Origin of the sequence: Pedobacter rhizosphaerae (genome assembly GCF_900111155.1) — a bacterium.
GTDB classification, from domain to species: domain Bacteria; phylum Bacteroidota; class Bacteroidia; order Sphingobacteriales; family Sphingobacteriaceae; genus Pedobacter; species Pedobacter rhizosphaerae.
Genome location: NZ_FOGG01000020.1, coordinates 85,777 through 96,984, shown reverse-complemented (window position 1 = coordinate 96,984; position 11,208 = coordinate 85,777). Strand labels below are relative to the sequence as shown.

The following is an 11,208-nucleotide window of genomic DNA, read 5'->3' as shown; positions in this document are numbered from 1 at the left end:
TTTCAGGTCAAGTACAGTTTTGTACATGAGGATATCGAGGGCATTTTTACCGTGGTTGGAAAAGCTGCTCTCGGGGGACCGGAAGAAAGGGTAACGCATTTCAGCCTTTCCAGCGAATTCGCTGAGGATTCCCGGCACTATGGGTCAATGGAGGCGAAAGCCAAGGTGGATGATGATTTGGCCAGCGCCCAAAGTTATCTGAATGATCACATCAAGGAGGACTCAAATTAATGGGTTATGGGAAAGCCCAGTTATCTGAATTTTGATGAAAACAAGTATGCCTGGAAACCGGACATTGATTACCGTATAGATCCGGGCAGCTACCGTGTGGGCAAGGGTGAGCAGGGTGTGCTGATCTGTGAACCCTATAAAAGTGAGATTGGCCGATACTGGCGTTTTAAAACTCCGGAGATAGCAAGGCAGAGCAGTGAAAAAATTTATGCCCTGTTTTTAGCTTACCTGAAAGAGGGGGATTTTGTGGGTGCGGATATGGCGCGTAAGTACTTGCAGATGGGCTATACCAGATCCAGGCGTTATGCCAATTATAAGGGTGGCAGGAAATATGATGCTGGTGATGGTTACCGTGAGTTTGAACGTGGTACGGGTGATGAACAGAAAGCAGAATCAGCAGCGATATTTTACGATAAATGGAAACTGGCGGAAGGTCATGAGCAATATGCCGAAATGAAGAAGAGCTGGAAAGATGAAAGGGGTTAAAAAGCAGCATTTGCCTGAAAAACAGTGCGCAGTCTGTGGACGCAGCTTTAGCTGGCGAAAAAAATGGGAAAAGGTCTGGGAGGAAGTGAAGTATTGTTCGGAAAAATGTAGTCGTGGCAGGAAAAAAACAGCTGGAGATTGAATATTAATTTTTACAATCGTTTTTCGACTGTAGCATCAGAATCCGCCTTATTACAGGAAACCTTTAAAAGCGCTTACATGGGAAAGGGCAACCCTATTGACAAGGCCCGGAAAATGTTCATTAAACATGCTATACCGGTTGGCGGCATCTTCTGAGATCAATGGGCTTCGGCGTTCGATGGCCTTGAGCAAACAGTTCTTGATGATGAGCTGTTCGATTTCTTTCCAGCTCAAAATGCTGCTGCCGATCTCGTCCCAGTCTTTTTTAGAGAAGCTCAGCAGCTCACAGTCGGGCTCGGCCTGGATGTATTCCGAGGAGATGATCTGTGATTCGAAGCGTTGCTGGTCTGAGATAAAATTGTTTTCTTCCACAAATGAATGTGTGATGTCCTCTCCCCTGTTGTTATAGTAACAGAACCGTGCAACCCCTTTTTGTAGAAATCCTACATATCTGGGAACTTTACCGGCCTCTGAGAAATACTCGCCTTTGGCGAGCTTCATCTGCCTGGCTTTGCTGGTAATGAAATTGACCTGATGATTGTTCAGGTTTCCGAACTGTAGAATGTAGTTGAAAAAAGCTTCCATAGTTCAAATCTCGGTTTTCTCTGTGAGGCTTTTTTTAACATTTGGTAAAAATGAAAATCGGTAAACAATCCTGCGATGGCCTCTCCGATCCACAGCTAGGGGTATAGCAGGTACTTTTTGCGGATTTTTTTAAACTGCTGCAGTCCCGGCTCCCAGCTTTTTCTGATTTCGGATTCCGGTAGGCCCGCAATGATCTGCTTGCGCAAAGCATCGGTACCGATGCGTAGGTCAAATGGAGATACGCCGGTACTTCCTCTTTCAGCGCCAAAAAAGTGTGCCTTATCCGGATACGCCCGGTAGAGCTCAATAAGCCAAGATAAATTGATTTCACGGCGTTTGCGAAGTTTGCTGGTATCATAGCTGCGAAGATCGATTCCGTAACATACGGTATCTCTGTGGTTAGGCCGCTCGCTCATCCCGGGAATGCTTAGGGGTTTGTAGGAAAAGCTATATCTGCCTTTTAAAGCGGGCGCGCCCAGAATGGTAAAGGGCAAATAAGTTCCTCGGCCTTCATTGATCGCTGTACCCTCAAACATGCAGAGGCTGGGAAAAAGTAAAACAGCCTGCTGGGTGTTCAGGTTTGGTGAGGGATGGACGGGCAGTTCATAGCCCATATCGTGGTTATATCCTGCAACAGGGATAATTTTGATCCGGCAGGGCTTTTTTAAGTAACCCTCACCATTCAAATACCGGGCAAACTCTGCAATGGTCATCCCATGTGTCATGGGTATACGGTGGATGCCGATGGCAGATTTATATTTTTCTTCACTCATCACCGGTCCATCTACGACATAGCCGTTGGGATTGGGACGGTCCAGAATCAGCAGCTCTTTGTTGTTTTCTGCGCAGGCTTCCATGACATACTGCAAAGTATTGATGTTGGTATAGTACCTGCAGCCCACGTCCTGCAGGTCAAAGACCATGAGATCGATATCCTTCAACTGTTCCCGGCTCGGTTTTTCATTGCGCCCGTAGAGGGAAATGATCGGGATGCCGGTTTTGGCGTCCACTTCGCTTGCTACTACTGCGCCATTGCTTGCATTCCCCCTGAAACCATGCTCGGGGCCAAAAACTTTTACGATTTTAACGCCCAGACTGAGCAGACTGTCTACGCTGCTTTTGCCCGCTATGATGGAGCTCTGGTTGGCCACCATACCGATTTTTTTCCCTTTTAAATAAGGCAGATATTTTTCGGTCTGATCAGCGCCGGTGATGATCTTAGCGCTATCGACTTTGCCGGGCCCGCTCTGAGTACCTTGCGGGTCTGATCCGCAAAAGGCCCTAGTAAGCAGAATGAAAATGGGGATAAAGGTAAATCTTATCATCTTATCAGGGTTAAGGTTAGGCCAGTGTTTACAGTAAAATCACAGCGGCCATACTAAAATACGAAACTCTGCGCTGAATGTGCTTACCGGTAAGTGCAAAAAAAAGCAATTCTTTACCAGAGGTTTCTTCTGTTCTCTTAAGCCGGATCATACCGGTTGAATCCTCGCCTGAGATGCTAATACTCTCTGCGCCTGGCTGATGACCGTCCGAAGGTTTTCTTATTTAGATCAGATAGTGTCTTTTAATGACTAAAACATAGCTTTGGTAAAGCTGATTTAAAAATAAGGCCTTCAGGAATTTTAAGCTTATCTTCTCTTGCATCGCTTTCCCCTCTTTAAGGTAAGCTGAGCGGAGCAATAGCGCGCAAGCGGTTGCGCTTAAGAACGCTATTTACCGCCTTCCCGAAATCCTCCACGTAAAACGGCTTGACGAGCTATCCGTCAGCATCCACTTTAAAGGCTTCCAGGGCTTACTCAGGGTAAGCGGTTGTAAATATCAGAAAATATGCCTGTTCCCGAATCAGCCTGACCACATCCAGTCCTGAAGTGGGGATTCTGATGTCGAGAAAAAGAAAGTCTATTTTTTCGCTGAGCAGCTGGTTTATTCCCTGGTAGGCATCGGTATGCGCGCCAAGGAGGTTTAGCTGGGGAAAACCATATACCTAGTCCAAAAGTCCGGGGCAAAAATAGGAAAACAACCTATTATTCACCAAAAATCACAAATAAAAAAACCCTCTCATTAACTAATAATTAGCGAATTAATACTCAACATCAATCAATAAACTATCAAATTTATAGGATTACTTACCAGCACAAGAGCATCAAAAGATTATAAGCCTTCTAATCTTACAATATTTGGTTTCTATTTCACTACGATTGAAATTAACCACAGTTGCTTCTACCTTCCGTTTGTGAAAACTAAAGGAGATGCCCCCTGAGTAATAATATGCACATACTCAAACCTAGTCCAGTGTTTCAGTCATATTTTACTAAACAGCGAGGCAATCATCCAATAGCAATTCTAAATTTACTGGTTTTGAACGCTTACAACGGGACTAAAAGTTTTATTTCCACTATTATCTACGTGCACGACTCTCACATATAAAGTTTCAGGACTTTTGAGCGCATCTGGATTTTCTTGCTTTTTACATCCTGAGATTGCTGCTAATAATGCGATACCAGGTAGCAAAAGAATCATACTGAACTGGCGCTTGCTTTTTATTGCCGCAAGTCCAAGCAGGACAATAATGCCCCCCATCAACAATGACATTCCCATTTGCAATGGGGTATTATGGAAAATCTCAGTTTTTCTACTGGAATAGGAAATTTTGTTATTCGAACCGTTTACTTTCTTGGTGGCGATAGAGTCTATAGTATAAAAATGCACTTGATCTTTTGATCCTTCGACCAGAAAGTATCCATCGTCTATTTTGCGACTTGTGGTCCAGTCCACCGCCAACTGATCACTGCTTTTTGATGCACTAAGAGAAGAAAAAGCAGAACTGCTACAGGTATCTAAAATAGAAATAGCCGCTTTAAGCAGTGAGTAAGGGTCATCATAATTAGCCATATGGAGTGAAAGATCCCAGGCCATTATTCCACCCAAACCTTTCTGACAAACGTAAGATGCCTTTTGTTTGATCGTGTTAACGCCGTTGAAGGTATAGGTTTTACCATTGTATGTAGCCTGATCTGCAGAGAAGCTTATGCTAGGGTTTGCCGTAATGATATCTTTATAGCCTACCTGCTCTCCAGCAACTCCGGTAGTTCCAAAAAAAGGAAGTCCCATGATAAGCTTTGCTTTGGGAATACCGTAAGCAACTGCCGCATCACCAGCTGAAACAAACTGGCTGTAAGACCACCAGGAGGTTTGGGGACCGTACATTTGAAGGGCAACGTGGTTTGCCGCGTTTATCGCATCCATTCCCGCCTTATAATAACCGGGATGCAGGGAAAGCGCAATGATTTTGCTGCTTCCTAATGCAGCGCGCAACGCTACTATAAAGGCTCTGTAATTTGCAAATGCTGCTTCAGTATTAGCGGTAGGCCATTCCAGGTCCACATCAACTCCATCAAGGCTCTCCGCGGTTACGATATCGTTTACATCACTGGCAAAATTGCTTCTACCAGTTGCTGTAGATACCGCAGTCTGCCAAGTCCCCCCAGAAACGGTCATATGAAGTTTTATTGGCGAACCGCCGATCTGTGTGCGTACCTTACTAAACAAAATCTTATGGGACCTCAGGTCTTTTCCCGGATTGGCAGCATCATCGAAATTCCAAAAAGCTACTGTTTTGGTCTGGTTAAAAGTATTGAAAGGGTAATTGCCTAAAACATATTGATCAATTTCACTTTCTACCAATGCAAGGTTATTCACAAGCGGTTCATCTAACATTCCGCTGAAATTCTCGCCAAGCATAAAATTACTGTTAGTTGTAGGTAGTGCTGCAGGAAAGGCAGCGGTTGCGGTCATTGTAACAGCAGTGCCGTTAACATATAGTTTAACCTGACTTCCGCTGGCAGCGGCACCGTTGAAAGTAATCGCTATATGGTTCCAGGTATCGGCCAAAATACCTGTTAATGGCGCGTTTGCACTAGCCTGGTAGCTATTACTGCCGTCCATTACCCTGAATATAACCTGACCATAACTACCGCCAATGCGTAGACTAATTTCTTTAGTACCTTCAGCCTTTTTGAATATAAACTTTCCCGGAACGTAGGTACTTTGGCTATTGATATATACCCAGCTGGCAAAGGTAAATGTTGAATTACTGACTAGCAGATCTTGTTTACCGTTCATTACTGCGCCGCTAGCGCCATTGAACGAGATAACCCCTGTTCTCCCTGAAGCGGAGGCAAGGCGGGTAGCACCCGTGCCAAAGGTCGCTTGATGGTCAGTCACCTGTAAATGTCCATCACTTTTGGGATAAAAGCCCAATACCATAAGATCTGTATTTTTTTGTATCAGGGCATTGCTGATCTGCCCTGTCTCCAGCCTATCGGGTCGAATATACCCGCCAATATAGCCTTGAGCCCCTGCCATGGACACTACGCCCAACATTGCTAATGAGAAGGTCAGACCTTTCAGTCCTATTAGTCTTAGCGTTACTTGTTTTTGTGTTTTGCAGGAGTGGCGAACGCTTAGCAGTTTGCCCTGCAATAACGACACCGATTTTAACAGCAGCCATAACGTTCGCTGCATAAAAGTTGTTTTTTTCATGTTGCTTTTATATTTGGTTAAGGTTTGATAGCTTGGCTATTATTAGCCAGCGATCTAATCAAAATTAACCTGCAACTAAAATCCAGACTTCCCATTCTGTCTATAAAATGTCCGCTCTTATCTATTCTTTGAATGTTAAAAGACTTTTTTAAAGTTATCTTCCCTAGTTTTTCGGTGAGGGATATTTTTTTACTCCCGGCTATAAACATTCACCCAGTCGACCTGCATTTCAAAAGGCAAATCTTCTGCTTTCGCGGGACCTGGCCAGCCTACTGCACCGGATTGGTTGAGAATAATATAAAACGGTTTATCAAATGGCCAGCCGATAGGGCTGGTGCCCACGCCTTTTTCATATCGATATTGAAATGTCCCGTTTATATAGAAATCTATCGCGCTGGCATTCCATATTATACCATAGGTATTGTAACTGTTGGCATTATATTTTGCACGGTGTGTAGAAGTACTTGTTCCATTACTGGAAGTAACCCGTGCGTTGTGAATGGTCTGATGTACGACCTCTTCATTGTTAACATGCTCCATAATATCGATCTCTCCACTCTTTGGCCATGAACCATAAGCGGTAGGTTTTTCAGGCATCATCCAAATGGCTGGCCAGGAGCCCTGCCCTTTTTTAAACTTTGCTCTTACCTCTATCTTACCATAACGGATACTAAATTTACCTGAGCTCTGTATTCCACCTGAATGGTATGGAATATTATCTTCAGCTATTACAGCGTTATCCATGCGCAATACCAGCTTTCCATTTCGCTGATAGGCATATTTGGGGGAGGCGGTCAGGTACCTGCTCCAGGCAGCGGGCTGACGAGAGCAGAAGCTCCATTTTGTACTATCAAAGTAACCTTGGCTCCTAAAATCATCGGAAAACACCATTTTCCATTCAGGCTTTTCGGCGATTGTTTTTTCGGTTTTGGATTTGGATAGGAATGATTTTCTTTCCAAGCTCATTTTTGTTGAACAGGCAAGGAGCATCATCATTCCCATGCCCATAAAGATTTTCTTTTTCATGTGTATTTCCTTTTGGGTTATCAGATTTATTGGGATAACATGAAAACGAATATCTGTTGATCATATCAACAAGATGTTCAATAATGGCCAGAAATAATCCATTCTTATCTGGTAGATCCGGTCATTTTCTTCCGCCGCCATTTTATTCACCTGCTACTTGCAGGCTATTGATAAGCGGAAGATAATAGAAACTGTTATTTGGCACTTCGCTTATTTGGTTAGCTATTCGGGCTATTTTGCTGCCGATATGAAGTTGGGGTAACACCATAAGCCTGTCTGAATACTGTACTGAAATAACGCTGGGTATTAAATCCAAGAGAATAGGCTATCTCTACTATGCTCATGTCTGTACTGCGCAGGAGCTGGGCTGCCCGCTCAAGGCGGAATTTATTGATATAGTCATTCACGCCGATATCGGCTATATTTTTAAGCTTATGGTAAAGGCTTGCCCTGCTCATGGTCATCTTATCGATTAAAAACTCTACATCTAATCCATCCTTATCCAGATTGTCTGCAATTAGGCTGTTGAGCTTTTTCATAAACAGCTCATCTGCCCGGCTGAAGGTAACCTCTTCAGCCAGAGGCAGGATCCTGCTGTTTTTATAACGTGCTTTAATAGCTTCCCGGTTTCTAAGCAAGTTGGTCAGCATCGCCTCTAAGAGTTCTAAATCGAAAGGTTTAGAAAGGTATCCATCTGCTCCGAGTTTATAGCCGAGTTTTCTGCTTTGGGTATCACCCTGGGCGGTGAGTAATATTATCGGGATATGACTTATAGAAATATCGCTTTTAAGGTGCTCACATAGCTCAAAACCATCGCCACCAGGCATCATTACGTCGCTGACGATTATATCAGGGTAGGATTTGCTGACAATATTCAGTGCTTCTACTCCATTTTCCGCGGTGTAGACTATCTTGAAGCCTGCCCCTAGACTTTCTGCCAAAAAGTCCCTTAATTCCCGCTGATCCTCAACAATGAGAATAGAATAAGCAGCTATTGAAAAGCTACTGGCTATTGATGTTGTATCTTCTATAAGTACAGGTTGCTGCGCTGAATGTGTTATTTCGTGGGTATCTACCTTTTCTTTTTGTTGCGGTGATGCTGATTGTGATTGCTTTTGCAATATTGTAAAATCAGCCTGTGTTATTGGCAGCTCAAAATAAAAAACAGCCCCTTGAGGGACATTTGCTTTAGCTCCGATAGTCCCACTATGCATATCAATAAGAATCTTCGCGAAGGAAAGGCCTATTCCACTACCGTGCTGGCCATGCCCGCCCTGGTAGAATGGACGGAAGAGCTGCTTCATATCGGTATCTCCCAGACCTATTCCTTCATCAGCTACGCTGAGGCGAACAATGCCATTAAGCCTTTCACTGGAAATGGTAACCGTACTATCAGGCCTGCTGAATTTAAGGGCATTGGATAGCAGGTTATTGAGTACCAACGCACATTTCTTAGCATCAAATTCCAATATACCAACATCTTGCTGAAGCTTGTAAATAAGCTTGATACCGCGTTCGGTAAGCTCTGGCTCAAAATTGCCGGCCGTGCTGAGTACCCATTCATTAAAGTCTATGATCTCAGGTGATAACTTTTCCTCGCCTAGCTGAATCTTTCGTACATCGAGCACCATATCGATGATATCTTTCATATTGGCAGCCTGACGAAAGATATTTGCGAGTCTGGAACGCAGTGTCTGCTCTAGGCTTTCACCTGCAAGCATACGCTGTAGGGGGGAATAAATCAAGGTAAGCGGGGTACGGAGTTCATGGCTGATATTGATCAGGAACCTGATCGTTGCCTCGTAGCTGCGCTGCTCATGTTCTTTCATTTCCCACTGTAGCTTTCTGCGGTTTTTAGCAATGCTTAGGCGATAGAAATAAACTACAATTATTGCCAAAAAGATAATAACTGAAGCTATGAACAAGAAGCTCCTATACCATGGGGGATTGACCCTTATGGACACAATTTGTTTAAAATTGCTCCATCCCCCACCTTTTAGGCTACAGGAGACTTGTATGTGATAAAGGCCGCTTGGCAGAGACCCGAGCGAGAGGGTATGGTCGTAGCTTTCGATGATCTGTCCATCCAGCCCATCTATGCGGTAGCGGAACATCTTTTTTCTAAAGACATCGTGCTCTCTGGCCATAACGCTTAGTAGCAGGGAATTATGGCTATAGGGTATATCGACTACCTGTTTTTCAGCTGCATTCAATGGAACGCCGTTCACCTGCAAACCCATAAGTGCAATATCAGGGTATTGCGAGGGAATTGCAGGGATATTTTTTCTAATTTGCAATAATCCACGTACACCTCCCAGATATATATCGCCACTGGTGGAGACTAGCGAAGGTTTATACAGAAACTCATTGGGAACTACCCCATCGGATTCTCCGAAAGTAATGAAGCTGTTTTTTTCGGGCTGGTATAAAAAAACAATCCCTTGGGCACCTATCCAAAGCCTGCCCAAGCTATCGGCCGCGAGTGCGGATACCTCGCTAAATAGGTTGGTAGTAATTTTGACAAGCTTCTTCTGGAGTGGATCATAGTGCATGAGCCCAGTGCGGTTGGCTATCCAAATACGGCCTTTGGGATCTCGGGCAGCAGCCGTGATGGCATCGCTGCCCGCGGGAAGTTCTAGAATGGTTCGACTTGTGTTACTGCCATGATTTAAGTTCAGTAAAGCGTAAGGTGAAAAGAGCAGGCTATTCTGGTGATCAGAATAGATTCTTAGCAATGGTCCGGGCCTTTGGATTTTGAGCTGCAGAGGAATCTCGCTAAAGCGGTCTGGCCCGGTTTCGTAGCGGTAGATTTTATCGGTAAACAAATATAGCCCTCCCTGTGGGACATGGTATAAATTAACCGCCAGCCCCGATGAGCTAATGATACTACCCCGCGGGCTAATCTCCGCCTTATGAAAAGGAGAAATGCTCCCTTTAAGTTTATCGACGAGGTAAAGTCCTTTGCTAAAAGCGGAAATAAGCAAGTGATTTTGATCATAACCTGTAATAGAGGCAACTTTTAAGCCGTAAGTGGCAGGAAAATGTTTGAAGCTGGCACTCGCAGGATTAAACAAATTAATTCCCCCACCATCTGTGCCCACCCAGATTTTTTGTGGATCTTCTTCAAAGCTACTTAATACCGTTCGTTCGCTTAGGCCATAAACCGCATTAAGTGGTGCTTCCCTGAAGGTGCTAAGGAATGCTTTTCGAATCAGAATTAAGCCCCCACGGATACTTCCGGCCCAGAGGTTTTTATCTTTATCACGGTAAAGGCTTAAGATGGAGCTTTCTGGCAGTGAAGATGCATCACCGGGAATATGCCGCAGAACGGAGAAATTGCCTTTATCCATATCCAGAATACTGATACCTCCACCGTCTGTTGCGATCCAGAGTTTATCCCTTTCGCCAATCATATCCAGTACCACATCGCTACTGATAGCTGAATTAGCACTATTATACCAGGCAAAGAATTTTCCAGAGGGATCATATCCTTTTAGCCCCTGCCCATAGGGTGCTACCCAGACACGCTGCCGCTGGTCAACATATAACGCCATGATCTCTTTATCGCTGATAAAGGGCGCGCGGGTTAAGCTCTGACTTTTTTGCTCATAAATCCAGAGCCCATCTCGGCGGGTAGCGAGCAATAGCTTTCCTGGCTTCCAGATCCTTATCGAGCTAAACATTTCCGGAGTTTTTACCTTTCCTTTTGTAAGAATTTCTTTTACGCCGCCATTTGTCAGGTTATACAGTTTCCCTTCTCCGGCTAGCAATAAGCCACTATTGGTCAACAGACCCGAACGAACCAGCAGTGGTTTGCCATTAAAAAGAACTGGCAGGAAATCATCATTGGTTGCATTGTAGCTCACTAAACCGTTTTCGGTTCCTACGTAAATTTTCCCGGATTTATCTTCAAGCAAAAAATTAATCTGATTGGAAGGGATTGATCCAGGATTACTGGTGCTGTAGAAATAGCTTTTAAGCTTATAGCGGTCAAACCTGTTCAGGCCGGAGCGGGTTCCGATCCAGATATAACCTTTTTGATCGGTAAGCACGCAGCGAACGGTAGATTGCGATAAACCATCGTTAAGAGAAATCTGTTTGAAATTATAACCTTCATCTGCGCCTACTCGAAGACAGATACCGAGCATTAGCTGAAGGGTTATGATAATGTGCTTATAATATTTAACAGACAAA

8 protein-coding genes are annotated in these 11,208 nt (G+C 44.2%); 3 read left to right on the top strand and 5 right to left on the bottom strand.

All coding sequences use genetic code 11. The features are described from left to right. The 3 genes from BMX11_RS24350 to BMX11_RS24740 all read left to right on the top strand — a co-directional run. Positions 1–231 (top strand): hypothetical protein (locus tag BMX11_RS24350; RefSeq protein ID WP_175474589.1); only part of this gene is annotated, 231 nt, incomplete at its 5' end. 6 nt (positions 232–237) lie between these two features. Then, entirely contained in the window at positions 238–717 is a 480-nt protein-coding gene (locus tag BMX11_RS16105) for a DUF4385 domain-containing protein (protein ID WP_090886091.1), read from the top strand. Further along, positions 704–859, top strand: a complete 156-nt coding sequence (locus tag BMX11_RS24740; RefSeq protein ID WP_090886089.1) for a DUF2256 domain-containing protein — start codon at positions 704–706, stop codon at positions 857–859. Before BMX11_RS16105 ends, BMX11_RS24740 begins: the two co-directional genes overlap by 14 nt. 50 nt (positions 860–909) lie before the next feature. Here BMX11_RS24740 and BMX11_RS16095 read toward each other — a convergent pair whose 3' ends face one another. The 5 genes from BMX11_RS16095 to BMX11_RS16070 form a co-directional block, all read right to left on the bottom strand. Continuing rightward, on the bottom strand, positions 910–1,443 hold the full coding sequence (locus BMX11_RS16095) for a Crp/Fnr family transcriptional regulator (protein ID WP_090886088.1): 534 nt from the start codon (positions 1,441–1,443) through the stop codon (positions 910–912). 95 nt (positions 1,444–1,538) lie between these two features. Continuing rightward, positions 1,539–2,768: an exo-beta-N-acetylmuramidase NamZ family protein gene (locus tag BMX11_RS16090; RefSeq protein WP_090886086.1), complete on the bottom strand. Its 1,230-nt coding sequence runs from the start codon at positions 2,766–2,768 to the stop codon at positions 1,539–1,541. 1,027 nt (positions 2,769–3,795) lie between these two features. Beyond that, complete coding sequence (locus tag BMX11_RS16085) at positions 3,796–5,988, bottom strand: glycosyl hydrolase family 18 protein (protein WP_090886083.1); 2,193 nt, start codon at positions 5,986–5,988, stop codon at positions 3,796–3,798. Positions 5,989–6,177: 189 nt separating this feature from the next. Continuing rightward, positions 6,178–7,014: a glycoside hydrolase family 16 protein gene (locus tag BMX11_RS16075; protein WP_090886079.1), complete on the bottom strand. Its 837-nt coding sequence runs from the start codon at positions 7,012–7,014 to the stop codon at positions 6,178–6,180. Between the two features lie 218 nt (positions 7,015–7,232). Beyond that, positions 7,233–11,162, bottom strand: coding sequence for a hybrid sensor histidine kinase/response regulator transcription factor (locus BMX11_RS16070; protein WP_175474588.1), 3,930 nt, complete (start codon positions 11,160–11,162; stop codon positions 7,233–7,235). Between the last annotated feature and the right edge of the window lie 46 nt (positions 11,163–11,208).